Source organism: Burkholderia sp. Ac-20344, assembly GCF_017104975.1.
GTDB lineage: Bacteria > Pseudomonadota > Gammaproteobacteria > Burkholderiales > Burkholderiaceae > Burkholderia.
The window spans coordinates 37,246-56,911 of the sequence record NZ_JAAGPP010000006.1 but is presented as its reverse complement, the minus strand read 5'-3'; the positions used below and the strand labels follow the sequence as shown (position 1 = coordinate 56,911).

At 68.3% G+C, this 19,666-nt stretch carries 19 protein-coding genes and 1 pseudogene; 5 read left to right on the top strand and 15 right to left on the bottom strand.

Annotation, left to right across the window (positions count from 1 at the left end; all coding sequences use genetic code 11):
- Window positions 1-5: 5 nt before the first annotated feature.
- Genes ugpC through G3N64_RS03750 form a run of 5 tightly spaced genes read right to left on the bottom strand, consistent with a single transcriptional unit; the run spans window position 6 to window position 5,283 of the window.
- Window positions 6-1,199 carry a sn-glycerol-3-phosphate ABC transporter ATP-binding protein UgpC gene (ugpC, locus tag G3N64_RS03770; protein ID WP_205782458.1) on the bottom strand — a complete coding sequence of 398 codons (1,194 nt, stop codon included), beginning with the start codon at window positions 1,197-1,199 and terminating at the stop codon, window positions 6-8.
- Between the two features lie 3 nt (window positions 1,200-1,202).
- On the bottom strand, window positions 1,203-2,237 hold the full coding sequence (locus G3N64_RS03765; RefSeq protein ID WP_205782457.1) for an NAD(P)-dependent alcohol dehydrogenase: 1,035 nt from the start codon (window positions 2,235-2,237) through the stop codon (window positions 1,203-1,205).
- Between the two features lie 10 nt (window positions 2,238-2,247).
- A complete protein-coding gene (locus tag G3N64_RS03760) occupies window positions 2,248-3,078 on the bottom strand; it encodes a carbohydrate ABC transporter permease (protein ID WP_205782456.1) in 831 nt (276 codons plus the stop codon).
- On the bottom strand, window positions 3,066-4,025 hold the full coding sequence (locus G3N64_RS03755; RefSeq protein WP_241020758.1) for a sugar ABC transporter permease: 960 nt from the start codon (window positions 4,023-4,025) through the stop codon (window positions 3,066-3,068). Before G3N64_RS03755 ends, G3N64_RS03760 begins: the two co-directional genes overlap by 13 nt.
- Window positions 4,009-5,283 carry a sugar ABC transporter substrate-binding protein gene (locus G3N64_RS03750; RefSeq protein WP_205782455.1) on the bottom strand — a complete coding sequence of 425 codons (1,275 nt, stop codon included), beginning with the start codon at window positions 5,281-5,283 and terminating at the stop codon, window positions 4,009-4,011. The genes G3N64_RS03755 and G3N64_RS03750 overlap by 17 nt, the downstream gene beginning before the upstream one ends.
- A 412-nt stretch (window positions 5,284-5,695) precedes the next feature.
- On the opposite strand from G3N64_RS03750, the gene G3N64_RS40140 reads away from it, so the two are divergent.
- The 3 genes and pseudogenes from G3N64_RS40140 to G3N64_RS03740 all read left to right on the top strand — a co-directional run bounded on the left by G3N64_RS40140 (window position 5,696) and on the right by G3N64_RS03740 (window position 6,517).
- Window positions 5,696-5,821, top strand: a complete 126-nt coding sequence (locus G3N64_RS40140) for a hypothetical protein (protein WP_277399087.1) — start codon at window positions 5,696-5,698, stop codon at window positions 5,819-5,821.
- Between the two features lie 105 nt (window positions 5,822-5,926).
- Window positions 5,927-6,220: pseudogene (locus tag G3N64_RS40360) on the top strand (STM2901 family protein); the annotation flags it as partial.
- Window positions 6,212-6,517, top strand: coding sequence for a DUF1493 family protein (locus G3N64_RS03740; RefSeq protein WP_346778799.1), 306 nt, complete (start codon window positions 6,212-6,214; stop codon window positions 6,515-6,517). The pseudogene G3N64_RS40360 and the gene G3N64_RS03740, both read left to right, overlap by 9 nt.
- Window positions 6,518-6,610: 93 nt before the next feature.
- On the opposite strand, the gene G3N64_RS03735 is transcribed toward G3N64_RS03740, so the two are convergent.
- The 6 genes from G3N64_RS03735 to G3N64_RS03710 form a co-directional block, all read right to left on the bottom strand.
- The gene (locus G3N64_RS03735) at window positions 6,611-7,582 is read right to left on the bottom strand and encodes an amidohydrolase family protein (RefSeq protein ID WP_205782454.1); all 972 of its coding nucleotides are present in this window, start codon (window positions 7,580-7,582) and stop codon (window positions 6,611-6,613) included.
- Between the two features lies 1 nt (window position 7,583).
- Complete coding sequence (locus G3N64_RS03730) at window positions 7,584-8,531, bottom strand: YncE family protein (protein WP_205782453.1); 948 nt, start codon at window positions 8,529-8,531, stop codon at window positions 7,584-7,586.
- 41 nt (window positions 8,532-8,572) lie between these two features.
- The gene (locus G3N64_RS03725) at window positions 8,573-9,865 is read right to left on the bottom strand and encodes an MFS transporter (protein WP_205782452.1); all 1,293 of its coding nucleotides are present in this window, start codon (window positions 9,863-9,865) and stop codon (window positions 8,573-8,575) included.
- 134 nt (window positions 9,866-9,999) lie between these two features.
- Window positions 10,000-10,917, bottom strand: coding sequence for a dihydrodipicolinate synthase family protein (locus tag G3N64_RS03720; RefSeq protein ID WP_205782451.1), 918 nt, complete (start codon window positions 10,915-10,917; stop codon window positions 10,000-10,002).
- A gap of 8 nt (window positions 10,918-10,925) precedes the next feature.
- On the bottom strand, window positions 10,926-12,098 hold the full coding sequence (locus G3N64_RS03715; protein ID WP_205782450.1) for an L-rhamnonate dehydratase: 1,173 nt from the start codon (window positions 12,096-12,098) through the stop codon (window positions 10,926-10,928).
- A gap of 50 nt (window positions 12,099-12,148) precedes the next feature.
- Window positions 12,149-13,204, bottom strand: coding sequence for a 4-hydroxythreonine-4-phosphate dehydrogenase PdxA (locus G3N64_RS03710; protein WP_205782449.1), 1,056 nt, complete (start codon window positions 13,202-13,204; stop codon window positions 12,149-12,151).
- A gap of 115 nt (window positions 13,205-13,319) precedes the next feature.
- On the opposite strand from G3N64_RS03710, the gene G3N64_RS03705 reads away from it, so the two are divergent.
- A complete protein-coding gene (locus tag G3N64_RS03705; protein ID WP_205782448.1) occupies window positions 13,320-14,267 on the top strand; it encodes a LysR family transcriptional regulator in 948 nt (315 codons plus the stop codon).
- Window positions 14,268-14,540: 273 nt separating this feature from the next.
- On the opposite strand, the gene G3N64_RS03700 is transcribed toward G3N64_RS03705, so the two are convergent.
- Window positions 14,541-15,818 (bottom strand): MFS transporter, encoded by a 1,278-nt coding sequence (locus tag G3N64_RS03700; RefSeq protein ID WP_205782447.1) that lies wholly within the window; start codon window positions 15,816-15,818, stop codon window positions 14,541-14,543.
- A gap of 193 nt (window positions 15,819-16,011) precedes the next feature.
- On the opposite strand from G3N64_RS03700, the gene G3N64_RS03695 reads away from it, so the two are divergent.
- Window positions 16,012-16,698 (top strand): hypothetical protein, encoded by a 687-nt coding sequence (locus tag G3N64_RS03695; protein WP_205782446.1) that lies wholly within the window; start codon window positions 16,012-16,014, stop codon window positions 16,696-16,698.
- A gap of 37 nt (window positions 16,699-16,735) precedes the next feature.
- Here the strand turns inward: G3N64_RS03695 and G3N64_RS03690 are convergent, their stop codons facing one another.
- The 3 genes from G3N64_RS03690 to G3N64_RS03680 form a co-directional block, all read right to left on the bottom strand.
- Window positions 16,736-17,821 carry an ATP-binding protein gene (locus G3N64_RS03690; RefSeq protein WP_205782445.1) on the bottom strand — a complete coding sequence of 362 codons (1,086 nt, stop codon included), beginning with the start codon at window positions 17,819-17,821 and terminating at the stop codon, window positions 16,736-16,738.
- 2 nt (window positions 17,822-17,823) lie between these two features.
- Window positions 17,824-18,561 (bottom strand): response regulator, encoded by a 738-nt coding sequence (locus G3N64_RS03685; RefSeq protein ID WP_205782444.1) that lies wholly within the window; start codon window positions 18,559-18,561, stop codon window positions 17,824-17,826.
- Between the two features lie 95 nt (window positions 18,562-18,656).
- Window positions 18,657-19,550 (bottom strand): LysR family transcriptional regulator, encoded by an 894-nt coding sequence (locus G3N64_RS03680; protein ID WP_241020757.1) that lies wholly within the window; start codon window positions 19,548-19,550, stop codon window positions 18,657-18,659.
- Between the last annotated feature and the right edge of the window lie 116 nt (window positions 19,551-19,666).

Below are 19,666 nucleotides of genomic sequence, written 5' to 3'. Positions count from 1 at the left end.
GCGCGCTACGAACGGGACATCGACCAGCCTGTCGCGGCAGGCGGCGTGGCGCGCGTCGCAGCCGCCGGCGGCGCCGCGTGCGCGATCGGGTTCGCGTCCGGCAGCGTGACGTTGCGCTCGGTGCCGGCGTCGAACAGATGCAGGGCTTCTTCGTCGAAGCGGAACGCTACCACGGCCCCCGGCGCCGGGGCCATCGGGGCCGGCACGAGGGCCGCGCACGGCTGGCCGCGCCAGTCCAGCGTGACGAGCGCCTCGGCGCCGAGCAGCTCGACGAGTTCCACGGTGCCGGTCAGCGCGAGCGTGCCCGGGGTCGGATCCGGTTCGGTGACGAGCCGCAGGTGGTTCGGGCGGATCGCGGCCTTCACCTGCTGGCCGTCCTGCAGCCGGGCGAAGCGCGGCGACGCGAGCGGCCAGCGCGCGCCGTTGCAGTCGAGCAGCACGTTCGCGCCGAGGCGCTCGATCGTGCCGTCCGCGAAGTTCATCGCCGGCGTGCCGACGAAGCCTGCGGCGAACACCGTGTGCGGCTGCCCGTACAGCTCGGCCGGCGTGCCGATCTGCTCGATGTGGCCGCCGCGCATCAGCACGACGCGGTCGGCCAGCGTCATCGCCTCCAGTTGGTCGTGCGTGACGTACAGCGTGGTCGTCTTCAGCCGCTGGTGCAGCCGCTTGATGTCGCCGCGCAACTGCGTGCGCAGCTTCGCGTCGAGGTTCGACAACGGCTCGTCGAACAGGAACACGGCGGGCGTCTTGATCATTGCCCGTGCGATCGCCGCGCGCTGCTGCTGGCCGCCCGACATCGCGCGCGGGCGGCGGTCGAGCAGCGCATCGAGGCTCAGGATGCGCGCGACGTCGCGCACGCGGCGGTCGATCTCGCCGGCCGGCACCTTCAGGCGCCGCAGGCCGAACGCGATGTTGTCGTACACCGTCATGTGCGGGTACAGCGCGTAGTTCTGGAACACCATCGCGACGTTACGCTCGCGCGACGGCAGGTCGTTGACGACCGCATCGCCGATCACGAGCTCGCCGCCGGTGATCGCCTCGAGGCCCGCGATCATCCGCAGCATCGTCGACTTGCCGCAGCCGGACGGGCCGAGCAGCACGATGAATTCGCCGTCGGCGATCTCGAGGTCGAGCGGGTGCAGCACGGCGGGGCCGCCGTCGTAGTGCTTCGACAAAGCCTTGCAGGTGATCTGGGCCATCGCTCAATCCATTTCGATCTGAATCTTGACGTCGCGCGGGTGGCCGCTCGCCGCTTCCTCGAACGCGTGCACGCCTTCGGAAAACGGGAACGTGCGCGAGATGAACGGCTTCACGTCGATCGCGCCGGACGCGATCAGCGCGAGCGCGCGCGGAAAGATGTTCGCGTAGCGGAACACCGATTCGATGCGGCCTTCCTTCGCCTGCAGCGCGACTACGTCGAGCGGCACCGGGGCGACCGGCATCCCGATCAGCACCGCGCAGCCACCCGGGCACATCAGGTCGACGAGGCCCGCATACGCGTTCGCGCTGCCGCTCGCTTCGAACACGACGTCCGCGCCCCAGCCGTCCGTTGCCTCGGCCACCGCGTCGGCGAGCGACTGTGTGCGCACGTCGACGGTCGTGACGGCGCGGTTGTCGGCGAACAGCGCGAGCTTGTCGGGCACGACGTCGGCGAGGATCACGCGCGCGGCGCCGCCGGCGAGTGCGGCAAGCGCCGTCATCGCGCCGATCGTGCCGGCGCCGATCACGACCGCGAGGTCGCCCGGCTTCATCGCCGCCTTCTTCGCGGCCTGCAGGCCGATCGACAGCGGCTCGACGATCGCGCCTTCGGCGAACGACACGTTGTCGGGCAACCGGTACGTGAACGCGGCCGGATGCACGACGTACGGCGTCAGGCAGCCGTGGATGGGAGGCGTCGCCCAGAAGCGCACGTCGGGATCGAGGTTGTAGAGCCCGCGCAGCGTCGCGGGCGAATCGAAGCGCGGCACGCCGGGCTCCATGCACACGCGGTCGCCGACGCGCAGGTGCGTGACGCCGGCGCCGGTCTCGACGACGGTGCCGGACGCCTCGTGGCCGAGCACCATCGGCGCGTCGACGCGGAACGGGCCGATCCCGCCGTGAACGTAGTAATGCACGTCGCTGCCGCAGACGCCGACCGTATGCACCTTGATCCGGACGTCGCCGGGGCCGACCGCCTGCGGCAGATCGATGTCGCGCAGCGCGAGCTCGCGCGTGCGTTCGAGTACGAGCGCTTTCAACACATCCTCCTTATTTTCCCTTGACCATCGAATTGAGCAGGCGGCTCAGCATGCCGACGAACACGAGCGGCGGCAGCGCAAGCAATACCGTCGACGCGTTGATCACGCCCCACGGCACTTCCTGGCCGAGCGACGTGAACGCGGATGCCACCACCGGCAGCGTCGCGCTGCGCGATGAAGTGAGCGCGAGCGCGATCATCAGTTCGTTCCACACCAGCACGAAGCTGAACACGATGCCGCCGAGCAGCGTGCTCGCGCACACCGGCAGCGCGATATGCCAGAACACCGCGTACGGGCCGTAGCCGTCGAGCGCGGCGGCTTCCTCGATCTCGCGCGGCAGCCGGCGGAACACGGGGATCGACAGCCACGTGATGGTCGACAGCGTGACGAGCAGGTACGTGACGATCATCGACAGCTTCGTGTCGTACAGCCCGAGATCGACCCAGATCGCGATCAGCGGCAGCGCGACCGCGACCGGCGGCAGGAAGCGCAGCGACAGCAGGAAGAACTGGATGTCGCGCTTGCCGCGCACCGGGTAGCGCGCGATCGCATACGCGGCCGGCACGCCGAGCACCGCGCCGATCAGCACGGCCGCGCCGACGATCGCGATGCTGTTGCCGAGCCCGATCAGCACCTCGGGGCTCGACAGCACCTGCTCGTAGTTCGCGAGCGTCGGCGTGAAGAGGAAGCGCGGCACGGGCGTGACGATGTCGAGCAGGTGCTTGAGCGAATTGAGCACGGCCCAGAACAGCGGGAACGCGGCGACGAGCAGGATCGCACCGGCGATCGCGACTGTCGAAACGGTTGCGGCGGGGCCGCGGCGGGCCATCAGTCGTCCCATTTGTTGACCCTCTTCCAGATGAGCGTGAAGACGAGCGTGGTCGCGACCATCATCAGCACGGCCATGCCCGACGCATAGGACACCTTGCCGGCGAGGCCGATGCCCTGCTGGTACGCGTACAGGTCGAGCGTCTCGGTCGCGATGCCGGGGCCGCCCTTGGTCATCACGTAGATCAGGTCGAACGAGCGCAGCGACTCGACCATCTTGATGAACACGAGGCTCACGAGCGGCGCCTTCAACATCGGCAGCGCGATGTAGGCATGCACCTGCCAAGTCGTCGCGTAGTCGAGCCGCGCGGCTTCGAGCGGCTCGGGCGGGAGCGTCTCCAGCAGCTTCAGGATCGCGACCGCGAAGAACAGCCCCCATTGCCACACGTCGACGAGCGCGACCGCGTACAGCGCGAGATGCGGATCGGCGAGGAACGCGGTGTTCTCGATACCGAACGCGCCGAGCAGCCAGCTCAGGATGCCGGTGAGCGGCGCGTACATGAACTTCCAGATGAACGCGGCCGACACGCGCGGCAGCAGCACCGGCATGATCAGCACCAGCGATGCAAGGCGGCGCCAGCGGCCGTGCACGCGCTCGAACAGGAACACGGCGAGCGCGATCCCGACCAGCACCGCGCCGGCCACCGTGACGACCTCCCACAGCACCGACACCTCGATCGCATTCAGGAAGCGCCGGTCGGATGCGAGCCGGATGAAGTTGCGCAGGCCGACGTATTCGCTGTCCGGATAGCGCAGCACGCGGTTGCGCAGCGCGAGATTGATCGCGGCGACCGTCGGGACGAGGCTCAGGACCGCGAGCAGCGCGAGCGTCGGCGCGAGGAACACCCACGGCAGGCTCGTGCGGTTGCGGCGCGCGCGGCCGCGCCGGGCGGACGGTGTGGAAGGGGCCGGACGGACGCCGAGCGCGCGTCCGCCGGCGCCGTCATTTGCGAGCGCCATGTTCGAGCGCATCCTTCGCGTACTGGTCCGCATCGTCGAGCGTGCCGCGCACGTCCGTCTGCGTGCCGGTGAACACCTGCTCGAGCGCGATGCCGAGGTTGTCGCCGATGTCGGGCCACTGCGGCGTGCGCCAGATCGTCACCTGCGTGACCGGATTGGTGTCGTTCAGCCCGGCCTGGATCTGCGGCGCGACATGCTGCTTGAAGTACGGGCTGGCGATCGTGCTCGCGCGGTTGTAGTCGCTGAACACGCCGTTGCGCAGCCGCGCCTGCTCCTGGTCCTTGCTGGTCGCCCATGCGATGAAGCGGCCGGCGGCCATCCGCGTGCAGTCGTCCTTCGCGCCGACCGCCGAGATCGCGAAGCCGTGGCCGTAGGCGGCCGACGGCAGCGGCGCGGGCGGGCGCGTGTAGCCGACCTTGCCGGCCACGCTCGACTTGCTCGGATCCTCCATCCAGTCCGCGAACGGCGTCGATTCGATCATGAACGCGACCTTGCCCGAGCGGAACGCTTCGAGCGCGTTGCTCCAGTCGTAGGTCGCCGCGCCCGGCGGCGCGTACTTGAACAGGTCGCCGTAGAGCTGCGTGGCCTTCACGGCGGCCGGCGAATTGAATGCGGGCTGGCCGCCCTTGTCGGTCCACGCGCCGCCCATCCCGAGCATGAACGGCGACCAGCGCCACACGTTCATCCCCGAGCCGCGCTGGCCGCGTGCGACCCAGCCGTACAGCTTCGGCGGCGCGTTGAGCTTCTTGACCGCGGCGACGAGCTGGTCGAGCGTCTTCGGCACCGGGATGTGCGCGGCGTCGAGCAGGTCGCGGCGATAGAACAGGAAGTCGCCGCCGCCGATCAGCGGCGCGAAGTACGCCACGCCGTTGTAGCTCGCGACCGCGCGGCGGCCGGGCAGGAAGTCGTCGTAGTCGTAATCCTTCGGGTAGTACTTGAGGAGCGGCACGATCCAGTTGGCCGACGCGAATTCGGCGACGTTCGCCTCGTCGATGTAGTAGATCTGGTACGAGCCTGCGCCGGTCGACGCGTCGAGCCGCGATTTCGCGCGGCGGTCGTTCTCGCCGAAATAGCTGATCTCGACCTTGGTGCCGCTCTTCTTCTCGTAGTCGGCCAGCGATTTCTCCATCACCAACAGGCCGAGACTCTTCTGCGCGAGCACCCGAAGGGTCGGCACCTTGCAGACCTGCGCGGCCGCGACGCCCGGCAGACAGGCGCCGAGCAGCAGGCCGGCTGCGACGATTCGCATCTTGTTCACCCGTGTCTCCTTGATTCTGCTTGTTCGAATGCCGTCGATGACGGCAGGAGCAATGGTGTGACGGGGGCGATGCGATCACCACATCAAAAGAATTCGCCGACCGATACTTTTTGCTCAGGTTCGGTCGTGCGATGCACAAAATGTGGTGGTGGGGTGCGGAGCCCGGCTGGCGGGCGGCGGGCAGGACAGCGGGAGCTATCCGCATGTCGTGGCGTGACGGCATCAGCCGCTACGACCGGCCGCACACGTTTTTCTACTGCGATCCGCGTTACTGGCAGACCGCGGGCTACGGCGTCGCTTTCCGGTTCGGCGAGTACGAGCAGATGGCGGCTGCCATGCACACCTGCGCCGGCAGATCACGGTCGGCATTAACGACCATCCGGACATTCGGCGGGCGTTCGACGGATTCGAGATGGAAGAGGTCAGCCTGTCGTACACGGTTGGCAAGGGTGGCCGCGATACCGCGCGCGGCGAGCTGATCGTGTACAGCTGGGACCGCGCAGCAGTGCCGGCCGGGCTGTTCCAGGCGATGCGGTAAAGTTGCGCCTTCGCAGGGGGTACCCGCTGGGAGAGCAGCGCCCTTGCTGGATCGGGAGAAAAATGAATGAGTGAAAACAGGTAAACCTACGGCACCTGGCAGGATTTGCGGCCCGTCGACGTCTTTGCCTTGGTAGCGTTCGACGAGACACGCAAGCAGCTCGGCCTGGACGATCTCGCCGCTGCGTCAGCGATGCTTCTCGGTCAGGCTGACGTCCCAGTCCCTGGCAAGTTCGCCGGCGCTACGCCGGGCACGTCCGTCGCCTCCCTTGCAGCTCGGAAGTTGTTTCCTCAAACGTTGCCGTTTCGCCTGCCGATGATCACGGGTGTCGGGTTGTCCGGTATTCGGATCGCCTTCACTCGCCGCCTCGGCGCGTGGGTCGGTCGGCCGCTGCTCGGAGGCAAGCTGAACCTGCAGCCGGAATCCCGGCTTGAGCAGGATCTCGGCGTCACGGGCCTCGATGGGGTGGAGTTCATCGACAGGTGGGCAGAGACATTCGGCGTCGACGCCCAGGGATTCCCGTACCGGCGCTATTTTGGCCCCGAAGGTCAGGAACTGCTGTCGTCACTTATCGGGCTGTTCGTCAAGCGCCTCCGGCACCCGGAGCGGCGGCCGCTGACCTTGGGGATGCTGGCCGAGGCAATGCGACGTGGGAAGTGGGACACGGACGCGATCGAGGCTGATGCGGGGCAGTGATCGTATATGGCTGGGCCGGTCGATGCATGACCGGCCTTTTTCACTGGCGGAAACATAATTACGCCACGCGCAATTTTTCTACTGACCTAATTATCACGCGCGGCTTGATCCGCGCGCCGGCCGGTGTGGCGTGTCGAGCGCGATCCGGTATACCCGCAGCGCGTTGTCATGCCAGATCGCGCGGCGCGCGGCGTCGTCGAGGTGCGTCATCGCACGGGCGAACGTGCGCAGCAGCGCGGGATACGACACGCGCAGGCCGGCCACCGGAAAGTTGCTCGCGAACAGGCAGCGCTGCGCGCCGAAGATCGCGATCGTGTCGCGGATGATCCGGGCGTTGTCCGCGTCGTTCCACACCGCGTCGCGCAGGCCGAGTTCGGAAATCTTCACGGCCACGCGCGGCGACGCGGCAAGCGCGTCCATGCCGCGCCGCCAGCGCGCGAGCCCGCTCGGTGAACGATCCCACGGCAACCCCGCATGTTCGAGCACGACGTCGACATCCGGTGCATCGGCCAGCAGCGCAGCCGCCTCGTCGAGATGCCAGAACGGCACGCGCAGATCCCAGCACAGCCCGTGCGCGGCGAGACGTTGCAGCGCGGCCGGCCAGCGCGGATCGCGCAGCGTGCCCGGCCCGTCGACGGACGCATCCGGCGCAGCCGCGGTGCGCGGCTTGAAGCGCACGCCACGCACGCGCGGCCATGCGGCCTGCTCGGCGAGGCGTTCGTCCGCATCGCCGGCCAGCAGGTCGACCCACGCGACGACCGCCGACGGCAGCCCGTGCGACGCCGCGACCTCGTGCAGCCAGCGCGTTTCCGCCAGCGCCTCGTCGCGCGCACGCTCGGCCTCGACGTGCACGCTGGCGACGATCGGTGCATCCTGCGCCGCGTGCCGGAGATCGTCCACCCCGAAATCGCGGCACAGCGCCGCGTAGTCGCCGAACATGAAGCGCGCCGGATCGTAGTGTTCCTGCAGCCATGGATAATGCGCGCCCGCATCGAGCCGCCACAGGTGGTGATGCGCATCGACGAGCGCCTCCGGCATGCCGTCGAGCGGCGATGCGTCGCGCATGTCAGCGCGCCCCGGCAATCACGTACGACGCATCGGGCTCGCGCAGCGTCGCCAAGGCGCCGACGAACCGCCACGTATCGAGATCGAGCTCGCGCACGTAGTCGTCCTGGAACGACACGTACGCGACGCGCCGCGACGGATGGAACGACAGCGCGGTCGGGTTCGCCGGCAGCGCGATGCGTTCGATCTCCTCGAGCTGGCGCGCATCGAACACGGAGATCGACCGCTCGCCCGAATTGGTCAGCAGCAGCAGGTCGCGGCCGTCCGGCGCGCTCGTGCGGTAGATGCGGTTCGGATCGCTGCGCGTCTTCACGCGGCGGCCGCAGGTCATCGTGTCGGTATCGATCTCGACCAGCGTGTCGTCGCCGCGATTCGCGACGAACAGCGTGCGCTCGTCGCTCGACAGCGCATTGCCTTCGGGGCGTGGGCCGGGCATCACCGCACGCGGCGCGACCGTCGCGTCGCGCGGATGGAATTGCGTGACCGTGTTCGACAGCAGGTGCACGCCATACGCGCGGCTCGCATCGCGCGTGAGCGTGACGAGGTGCGTCTTCACGCCGCCGGACGGCACGGCCATGTTCGGCACGGGCTGTTTGGTCGGCTCGTCGAACACGAGCAGCATGTCGTGCGCCTCGCTCATCGCGTACAGCCGGCCGTCGCGGTCGCTCGCCATCCCGTGCGGCCGGTAATACGGCCACAGGTCGAGCATGCGCGTGTGCGTGCGTTCGGCGAGGTCGATCTCGGCGATCCGGTGATCGCCTTCATGGCCGCGCGACCACGCGGTCTCGATCCCGAAGATGCCGACGTACGCGTAGCGCTCGTTCACGTCGACGGTGAACTCGTGCGGGAAGTTCGGCAGCACGACGTGCTTGAGCGCGGTTTTCGTGTCGAGGTCGTAGAAGCTGAAGGTATGGGCGCATTTCTGCACCAGCAACAGGATGTCGTTCATGGTTTCTCCGTCAATTCGTCAGCAAGCCTGCATATCCGGTATCAGTCCTCGCAGCGTTTCGGCAGCGTCAGCGCGAGCAGGCCGGCCACCGCGAGCGTGATCGCGAGGCTGTATACGCCGGCTGCCGCGCTTACGTGCTGGGTCAGCACGCCGACCGCATACGGGCCGCAGAAACCGCCGAGATTGCCGAGCGCGTTGATCAGGCCGCGCGCGCTGCCGGCCGTCTCGACGCTGCAGAGTTTCGGCGGAATCGCCCAGAACACGCCGGCGGCCGCCTGCAGGAAGAAGCCGCAGCCGATCAGGAACGCGAACGACACGGCCATCGACGCATGCGTGAGCACCGACAGCGCCAGGCACGCGGCAAAGCCGACGAGCGGCAGCAGCACGAACAGGCGGCGCTTGCCGGTTCGGTCAGACAAATACGACGTGACGAACATCCCGATCACCATCGCGACATACGGGAGCATCGCGAGCAGGCCGACCTTGCCCATCCCGCCGTGCGTGAGGTTTTTCAGCAGGGTCGGCAACCACATCGTATAGCCGTAGATCCCGACCTGATAGCAGAAGTTGATTGCGATCAGCAGCCAGATCGTCGGGTTGCGCAGCATCTCGCCGAACGATGCGGCGGCCGGCGTGCCGGCCGCGCGCTTGCGTTCCTGCTCGTCGCGCAGCGCGTCGAGGATGTAGGCCTTCTCGCGCGGCGATACCCAGCGCGCGGTCTCCGGGCCGTCGTCGGCGAACATCAGCCACACGACGAGGCACAGCAGCGACAGCGCGCCCGCGCTGAAGAACAGGTGATGCCAGTCGTACGCGGCGAGGATGAAGCCGGACAGCGGCGCGGTGATCATGCCGGCGAGCGGCACGAACATGATGACCATCGCATTCGCACGGCCGCGTTCGCGGTCGGGAAACCAGTGGCTGACCATCGTCAGCACGACGGGCAGCATCCCGCCCTCGGCCACGCCGAGCAGGAAGCGCAGCGCCAGCAGTTGCCAGGTATGCGTGACGAGGCCGGTCAGCGCCGACAGCACGGCCCAGCTCACGAGCGACCATGCGATGAAGGTCTTGCCGCTGCCGAGCGCTGCGCGCCGGCCGCCGGGAATCTGCAGGAACAGGTAGCCGAAGAAGAAGATGCCGCCGGCGAGGCCGGCCATCGTCGCGTCCATGCCGAGATCGGCGTTCATCCCGCCGGGCATCGCGAACGCGATGTTGACGCGATCCATGTAGGAAATGATGCAGGCGAGCAGCAGCGGCGGAATCACGCGCAGCCAGCGGCGGCGCGGAATGGCTTCGCGGGCTTCGTATGCCGGGGTGGCCGGGTTCAACAGGGTCATGGTGTCTCCGATCTTGGTGATGGGCGGCGGCGGTCTTCTGATGAACCGCTGTCACGCCGTGACGCGCCGGTGTCGCACCGGCCGCCGATGCGCAACGCCCTGCGGCGTTGCGCGGTTGAATCGATGTCGAGCGACTAGCGCCCCCAGCGCAGCACGAGCGGATCGAGCCGCCGCGCCGCGTCGAGCAAACCGGCACGCACCTGCGGATGCAGTTCGGGCCACGGCGAGCGCGGCTGGTCGCACGCGATCACGCCGCCTTCCCGCATCAGCGCCTTCGCGGTCAGGAAGCCGGACTGGCGGTTCTCGTAGTTGATCAGCGGCAGCCAGCGCGCGTACTGCTCGACCGCTTCGTCGCGGCGGCCGGCGAAATACGCGTCGGTGATCCGGCGAATCCCGTCCGGATAGCCGCCGCCCGTCATCGCGCCGGTCGCGCCGGCATCGAGATCGGCGAGCAGCGTGATGCCTTCCTCGCCGTCCCACGGCCCCTCGATTGCATCGCCGCCGAGCGCGATCAGCTCGCGCAGCTTCGACGCGGCGCCGGCCGTCTCGATCTTGAAGTACGACACCGCGTCGATCTCGCGGGCGAGCGACGCGAGCAGCGCGGCCGGCAGCGCGACGCCGCTCGCGGGCGCGTCCTGGATCATCAGCGGAATGTCGAGGCCGTCGGCGGCTTCGCGGAAGAACGCGCGCACCTGCGCTTCGGGCACGCGGAACGTCGCGCCGTGGTACGGCGGCATCACCATCACCATCGCCGCGCCGAGTGCCTGCGCGTGCCGGTTGCGTTCCGCGCAGATCCGCGCGCTGAAGTGCGACGTCGTGACGATCACCGGCACGCGGCCCGCGACGTGTTCGAGCGTGGTGCGCGTGATCAGGTCGCGTTCGTCGTCGCCGAGCGCGAATTGCTCCGAATAATTCGCATGGATGCAGATGCCCTGCGAACCGGCATCGATCATGAAGTCGAGGCAGCGGCGCTGGCCGTCGAGATCGAGCGCGCCGCGCGCGTCGAAGATCGTCGGCGCGACCGGAAAGACGCCCTGGTAGCGTGCGTTCATGATCGGCCTCACTCGACGATGTCGAACTGGTCGAGGAACTCGGTCTTCAGCGTGAGGCCGAGGCCCGGCACGTCGTCGCGCAGTTGCACGAAGCCGTTCTCGGCCACCGGCTCGCCGTCGAAGATGTAATAGAACAGCTCGTTGCCGACCTCGACGTCGAACATCGGGAAGTACTCGCTCATCGGCGAAGCGAGCGTGCTCATCGTCAGGTGGTAGTTGTGCATCTGGCCCGCATGCGGAATCACCGGCACGCTGTACGCCTCGCATAGCGCGTTGATCTTGTGCGCCATCGTGATCCCGCCGACGCGGTTCGTGTCGTACTGGACGACCGACACGGCCTTGCGATCCAGCAGCTGCTTGAAGCCGTACAGCGAGAACTCGTGCTCGCCGCCGGAGATCGGAATGCGCGTCAGCTGGTTCAGTTCCGCGTAGCCGTCGATGTCGTCGGCGATCACCGGTTCTTCCAGCCAGCGCGGCTGGTATTTCTCGAGCTTCGGCAGGATGCGCTTCGCGTACTCGAGGTTCCAGCCCATGTAGCACTCGAGCATCAGGTCGTTGTCGTAGCCGATCACTTCGCGGATCGCCGCGACCGACTTCAGGTTCTCGGCCACGCCTTGCTGCCCGTGTGCGGGCCCGTAGCCGAAGCGCATCTTGAACGCGCGGAAGCCTTCCTTCAGGTAGCGCTGCGCCTCGTCCTGCATCTCTCTCAGGTCGGTGCGGTAGAGCTTCGAGTAGTAGCAGGGGATCTTTTCCTTGGTGCGGCCGCCGAGCAGCTTGAACACCGGCTTGCCGACGCTCTTGCCGAGGATGTCCCAGATCGCGATGTCGACCGCCGAGATCGCCGCCATGCCGATGCCCTTGCGGCCCCATGCGTGGGTTGCGCGATACATCCGCTGGTTCAGGTATTCGTAGTCCCACGGGTCCTGGCCGATCACGAGCGGCGCGAGGTACTGGTCGATGATCGCCTTCGCGACATGCGGCGCGAGCGCGACGTTGCCGAGGCCGACGATGCCGTCGTCGGTCTCGACCTCGACGACCGTCCACGCGTGGAAGCGGAACGTGCTCATCGTTTCCTGCGGCGCGTACAGCAGGTCCATCGCGTTCGAGCAGAAGTTGCCCTGCGGCGGAACGGTCTTGCCTTTCCACTGGAATACGCGGGCGCGTACGGAACGGATCTTCATGACGGTGTCTCCGGTAATCGATGTTGTCGTGTGTGGAAGGCGCGCGAACGTCACGCCGAAACGGTGGAAGTGCGGCGCGCGGCGCCCATCCGGCAGGCGATCTGCAGCGCCTGCCAGGTCGCGCCGACGTCGGCCGTGCCGCGGCCCGCGATGTCGTACGCGGTGCCGTGCGCGGGCGTCGTGATCGGCACGGGCAGCCCGCCCTGCACGGTCACGCCGCGCGAGAAGCCGAGCAGCTTGATCGCGATCTGCCCCTGATCGTGGTACATCGTGACGATCGCCTGGTAGTCGCCGGCCTGGGCCTTCAGGAAGATCGTGTCGGCGGGGAACGGGCCGTGGAACGGCGCGTCGGTCGGCCAGTCGCGCGACTGCAGCTTGCGCACCGCCGGCTCAATGATGTCGACTTCCTCGCGGCCGCAGCTGCCGCCGTCGCCGCCGTGCGGGTTGAACGCGGCGATCGCCACCTTCGGCGCCGCGACGCCGTTCGCGAGCAGCGACCGGTAGATCAGTTCGGATGCCTGTTCGATCCGCTCGATGCTCAGGTAGCCCGGCGCATCCTTCAGCGGAATGTGCGACGAGATGCGCGCGGTCCACAGCTCGCCGAGCGTGTTGAATTCGCAGAAGTAGCCGGTCACGCCGAGCGCTTCGGCGAAGTGGTGCAGCTCGTCCTCGTGCTTCAGCCCGCCGAGCTTCATCGCGTACTTGTTCAGCGGCGCGAAGCAGATCGCGTCGATGTCGCCGGCGAGCGCGGCGTCGAGGCACAGGTCGAGCACGGTCAGCGTCGAGCGGCCGCCGGCCGCGCCGGGCTGCCCGACCGTGACGTCGGCCGGATCGATCGTGTCGATGGCGACGAACGCGGCGCGCGCGGTCGACGGCCGGCCGCGCGCGGCGGCGAGCGACGCGACGGGTTCGACGTCGACCGTGACGCCGGCGATGCGCTGGCCGGCTTCCCACAGCCAGCGATCGCCGATCAGCACGAGATTCGCGCGAGCGGTTGCGTCGGGGCGTGCGAGCAGTTTCGCGATCAGTTCGGCGCCGATGCCGGCGGGGTCGCCGAGCGTCAGCGCGACGACGGGCAGGGCGGCGGTGGACGAGGGGGTGTGCATGCGGTGTCTCCGGTGGCGGCGCGAAGCCGTTGGTCTATGGGGTTGATGCTAGGTAGACGGAATGAGTCGGTAAATTGAAAACTCTTGATGAATCGATAACCTGGAGTAATAGGAGATGGGCTCGATCGACCGACGAGATTCGACGCCGCAGTTGCTGAACCGGCTGCGCATGCGCCAGATCGCGCTGCTGCTGGCCGTGGACGAATGCTCGACGCTGCGCGCGGCAGCCGACCAGATGGGCCTCACGCAGCCGGCCGCGACGAAGATGCTGGCCGAGCTGGAGAGCGCGCTCGGCCAGCGGCTGTTCGATCGCGTCGGGCGCGGGCTCGTGCTGAATCCGGCCGGCGAACGCGTGCTCGGCTATTTCCGCGGGATCCGCGGCAGCGTGGAGGCGCTGAACCGCGAGCTCGGCGAACTGCAGCTCGGCAGCGCGGGGCGGCTCGCGATCGGCAGCATCATGGCGGCGTCGCCGGGGCGGCTCACCGAGGCGCTGGTGCAGTTGAAGGCGCGTTACCCGCTGCTGGCGATCGACATCGCGGTGGATACGAGCGACCGGCTGATGCCGCAGCTTCTTGAAGGCGTGCTCGAAGTGGTGATCGGGCGCCACGTCGGGACCGATTGCTGCTTCCGCGTGGTGGACGACGAGGCGCTCGCGATCATCGCGGGCCGCGACCATCCGCTCGCGGGCGCGGGGCCGGTGGCATTCGATGCGCTGCTGGATTACGCGTGGATCCTGCAGCCGGCCGGCAGCCCGGCGCGCGAGGTGGTCGAGCGCGAGTTCCGCGCGCGGCACCAGCCGATGCCGCGCGGGCTGGTCGAAACGGGGTCGATCCTGACCACGATGAACCTCGTGGACCGTTCGCCGATGCTCGGCGTAATTCCGCTGACGGTGGCGCGGCGCAATGCGGAGCACGGGCTCGTCGCGATCGTCGATTACACGCTCGAACAGAAGCTGCCGTCGTACGGCAGCCTCGTGCGGCGCGACCGGCCGCTCAGCATCCCCGCGCAGCAGTTTCTCGCGCTGTTTCACCGGGAAGGAGCCGGAGATGACGACGACGCGTAACGGTGTGGTTTGCCAGCCGCGGCGGCCGAGCCAGCCGCGCCGGCCGCGCTGGCCGAATCAGCCACGGTGGCCGAAACAGCCGAGCCGGCCGAATCAGCCCAGCCAGCCGAGCAGACCGAACCAGCCGAGCCAGCCGAGCCAACCGAGCCAACCGAGCCAACCGAGCCAACCGAGCCAGCCGCGCCGCTAATGCACCACCATCGCGGAACGCAGTGAAGCGCGATGGTGCCGCTGGCGAGACGCGGGAGGCAGGCGAACCCGAAGCGAACCGCCTCAATGCGCCGACGGCGCGGCGGGCGCGTCGGCGAGCGCCGGCATCGATTCCGCCAGCGTGCGTTCCGGGCGGATCCGCAGCGCGGCGACGATGCCGATCAGCAGCATCGCGACCGAGCCGACGAACGGCACGGTCCAGCTTCCCGTGCGATCGACGAGATAGCCGAACAGGATCGGCGACAGGATCCCCGAGATCGCGGAGCCCGCGTTCATCATCCCGCTCGCGATGCCCGCGTGGGTCGGCGCGATATCGCTCGGCACGGCCCAGATCGGCCCGATCGTCAATTCGAGGCACAGGAACGACCCCGACAGGCACAGCGCGACGCCGGCCGTCGAGTGCACGACCGCGAGCGGCAGCAGGCACACGAGCGCGCCGACGAAGCTCGCGACGATCACGCTCTGGCGCGACAGCGCGAGGTTGCCGGTCTTCCGGTAGATGCGGTCGCACAGCCAGCCGCCGAGCGTGTCGCCGACCACGCCCGCGAAGAACACGCCCGACGCGAACAGCGCGGTCGACTTCAGGTTCAGGCCCTGGCCGTTCAGGAAGAACGTCGGCAGCCACGTGAAGAACAGCCAAGCGGTCCAGCCGTAGCAGAAGTAGACGAAGATGGTCGGCGCCATCCGGCGGAACAGCGGCCCCCACGGCGTCGGGCCGGCAGGCGGCGCGGGGCGGGCGGCGCGCGTGCGGCCGTGGCCTGCCTCGTCGCCGAGCGGATGTTCGCGGAAGCCGACGATCCACCACGCGAGCCACACGAGCGTCACCGCGCCGATCACGAAGAACGCGGCGCGCCACGACAGCCAGGTCATCAGCGCGGCGACGATCGGCGGCGTGACCGCGTTGCCGAGCCGCGAGAACGAATGCGTGAAGCCCTGCACGACGCCACGCCGCTCGCGCGGGAACCAGTGGGTGATCGCGCGGGCCTGGGCGGGCAGCGTCGCGCCTTCGCCGATGCCGAGCAGCAGGCGCGCGGCGAACAGCAGCCCGAGGCTGTGCACGAGCCCGGTCGTGAAGGTCGACACGACCCAGATCAGCCCGCAGCCGATCAGCGTGATGCGGGCGCCGAACCGGTCGGCGATCCAGCCGCCGCCGATCTGGCAGATTGCATACGAATACGCGAACGCGGAGAATGCGACGCCAAGTTCGGTATTCGACAGGCCGAGCTCGGCCTTGATCGCGCCGGCCGCGGTCGCGAGGTTGACGCGGTCGACGTAGAGGATGAACGAAAGCGCGCACAGCAGCCACAGCGTGTGGCGCCGTTGACGGTGGTCGTTAGGCATGTGTCTCACTCCATTCTCGTGCGCGGCGTGGCAATGACGCCGCGTTCACTGGCCGGGCCAGCATCGCGCGGCGGCGGAGACACTGTCTAATGAATCTTTGGGATCAATCGATAACCCCAGGTATTCATTCCCGTTTCAGCCGCATCAACCGCATCGGTCGTACCCGACGCAATGGAACGCCACAGGTGAAGAATTGACCGACGACGAAGAACTTTCACTCCGCCGCGAGAGCCGCTTCTGGGCGCTGCCACCGGTGAAATGGTGGATCCGCGGGCATGGCCGCGACGGCTATTCGTTCCGTCTGCTGCTGTGGCCGCCGGTGATCGTGTTCGTGCTCGAATTCCTCTGCACGCTGTTCGACGCGCTGTACACCAGCATCGCCGTCAGCGCCGTCGCGACGCTGTTCCTCGGCTTCGCCGGGTACCACGGCGCGCAGCGCGAATGGCTGGTGCCCTCCGCGACCACCCGCGCGCTCGCGAAGGCACGCATGAAGAAGGCGGCCGAGCGGTTCTCGTCGCTCGGCGTGGGCGCGACCGTGCTCGCGATCTTCGTCGCGGCGACGTCGCTGTCGCTCGTGATGTCGGGTCAGCCGGTGCTGGACACTGCGTCGAAGGACGCGGTGTCGATCTTCATCGCGCTGGTGTTCCTGCCGGTGTACGTGTCCGGCGCGGTGCGCAAGCTGGCGATCGCGCGGATCGAGGAACTGGAGGCGCTGCGCAACGCGACCGTCGGCACCCGCCTGAAATTCGACCGCGCCGGCGCGGTGCGCGCGGTCGTCGTGCAGGGCGCGGCGGGGAAAGGGAAGGTATCCGTGCGGGAGTACACGGTGCTCGGGTTCAACCCGCCGCTCGAACAGGTCGGGCGCGAACCGGGCGCGTGACGGCGTGACGGCGTAAAGGCGTAAAGGCAGGGGCGTCTTAAGCCGGAAAGCGCTCGTTCTCGGGCGCCGGCACGAGGTTCTCGGGCCACTGCACTTCGAACCGCGTACCGCCGGCGCCGGTCGGCACGCAGACGGCTTCGCCATGATGCGCATGCGCGATCGCCGCGACGACGGCGAGCCCGAGGCCGCTGCCGCCGGGCTGCGACTCGTCGGCGCGCCGGAATGCCTTGAACACGTGCGGCGCGAAATCGGCCGGGATGCCGGGGCCGTCGTCTTCCACGCGCAGCCGGCACATTCCCCGTTCGACGCATGTCTGGATCCGGATCGTGCCGGGCACCGCATGGCGGCGTGCGTTTTCCAGCAGCGCCAGCAGCGCCTGGCGGAGGCGCACCGGGTCGCAGTGCATGGGCCGCGGATCGAGATCGAGCACCGGATGCTGGCCGGCGGCATGCATCGCGTGGGCGAATACGTCGACCACGGCGCGCACCTCGGCGGCAAGATCGGTGTCGCGGATCTCGATGCTCAGGTGGCCGCCATCCGCGAGGCTGACCACGCGCAGATCCTCGATCAGCCGCGTCAGCCCTTCGACCTGCGCGAGCAGGCTGCGGAACTGTGCTTCGTCGGGCTTGAACACGCCTTCGGCGAGCCCCTGCAGGCGCCCGCGCAGCACCGTGACGGGCGTGCGCAGCTCGTGCGCGATCGCCGCATTCCAGATCGCCTGTTCGTTGGTCACGCGCTGCAGTTCGTCGGCGAGCGCGTTGAAGTTGTCGGCGAGCAGCGCGGCTTCATGCAGCGAGCGGTCGCCTGCAACGGCGCGCGCGCCGAGATCGCCGCGCGCGACGCGTCGAATGCTGTCGGTGACCGAATTCAGCGGCACGAGGATGCGGCGCGCGAGATTGACGGCGACCGCGACCGACAGCACGAGGCCGACCGACGTGGTCGCGATCAGCCACAGCCATTCCGGCGCGGTCGGCAGCCAGTTCTTCGTGTTGAAATGCGCGGGCCAGTAGTTGAACGCGACGTAGTAGAAGACGGTGGCGGTGAGCACCATCAGCAGCGTCACGCCGAATACCATCCCGGCCATCGTCAGCGCGATCTGCCGGCTCAGGCCATCGAGCTTCACGTTCAGCTCCACAGCTTGTAGCCGACGCCGCGCACGCTGGCGGGCACGCCCTGCACGCCGAGGTCGTCCAGCTTCTTGCGCAGCTTGCTGACGTGGCTGTCCACGGTGCGCTCAAGCGTGTCGCCTTCCGGCAGGCAGGTGGCCATCAGCTCGGCGCGGCTGAACACGCGGCGCGGCGCGCGTGCGAGCTGCGCGAGCAGCTTGAATTCGGTCAGCGTGAGCACGAGCGTGTGCCGTTCGCCGCCGACTTCGACCGTCGCTTCGTGGTGTTCGAGATCGATCTCGAACGGCGCGACCCGCAGCACGCGCTGCTCCTCCTGGCGGGCGCCGGCCATCGAACGGCGCAGCACCGCTTGCGCGCGCGCGACGACTTCGGCGGGATTGAACGGCTTCACCACGTAGTCGTCGGCGCCGATGCGCAGGCCGGTGAGCTTGTCGATGTCCTGGTCGAGCGCGGTCAGCATGATCACGGGCGTGTCGCCGCGATGACGGATTTCGGCAAGCACCTTCCAGCCGTCGACGTGCGGCATCTGCACGTCGAGCAGTACGAGGTCGGGCTTCAGTTGCAGGTGCAGTTCCAGTGCGCGGCGGCCGTCGGCCGCGTGCACGGTGCGCAGGCCGTTGCGCGCGAGATAGGCGGCCAGGATCTCGGCGATCTCGGGTTCGTCCTCGGCGATGAGGACGAGCGCTTGGGCATCCTGGCCGACGCTGGAAGGGGGCGGGAGATCAGGCTGGGCCATTCGTATGCGTCCATCGGGGTTTCCATCGAGTCGCCATACTACCGCATGGGAAACGCCGTCGAACGGAGGCCGGGCGGCGGTGTGCGCCGGCGTGTTTACCGATGCGTGTCGAACGCGGACACGATCTCGTCGATCGTCGCGCGGATGCGCGCGGTGTGGCGCAGGTCGCGATGCGTGACGAGCCAGACCTCGTAGGGCGATTCCCGCATCTGCGCGGGCCAGATGCGGGCGAGGCCGTCGCGTTCGCCCATGTGTACCGGCATTTCGCCGATGCCGAGGCCCGAGCGCAGCGCGGCGCGCATCATCAGGCTCGAATTCATCCGCCCGACGATGCGACCTGCATCGATCGGCTCGCCGGCGATCGCCGGCTTCCGGCTCGCGTCGACATACGGCTGGTAGACGACCAGGTCGTGCCCCGCGAACGCGCTGCCGCGCGCCGGTTCGCCGTGCCGTTGCAGGTAGTCGTGCGAAGCGAACAGGCCCATGTCCCAGCAGGCGAGGCGGCGTGCGACGAGATCGGGGTTGTCGGGCCGCACGGTGCGCACCGCGATGTCGGCTTCGCGTTTCGCCAGGTTCAGGATCTGGGTCGACGTGTTCAGCGACACGCACACGTCGGGATGCTTCGCATGCAGCCGCGCGATCGACGGCATCACGAATTCGAGCGCGAGCGCATCGGTCGTCGTGATCTTGACCTCGCCGGCGAGCCGCCGGTCGACGCCCTGCGTCAGCCGGACAAGCTCGTGCGCGTGCTGCTCCATCGCCTCGGCGGCGCGCAGCGCCAGCTCGCCGACCGGCGTAGTCAGGTAGCCCTTCGACGAGCGCAGGAACAGCGTGGCGCCGAGCATGTGCTCGAGTTGCGCGAGCCGGCGCCCGACCGTCGCCTGGTCGACCCCGAGCGTTTGCGCCGCGCGGCGCAACGTGCGGTCGCGATGAATCGCGAGAAACACGCGTGCGTCGTCCCAGTTCATCGATTGTGCTGACTGATGCATTTTTGCATTCCTCGTTCGGCAATTCACTGCGTGCCCGCGTGCGGCACCGTCCCTAGACTGTCTTCACACCCATTGCGATGCCGCGATTCGAGGATGATCCGCGAATCGGCCGCGCA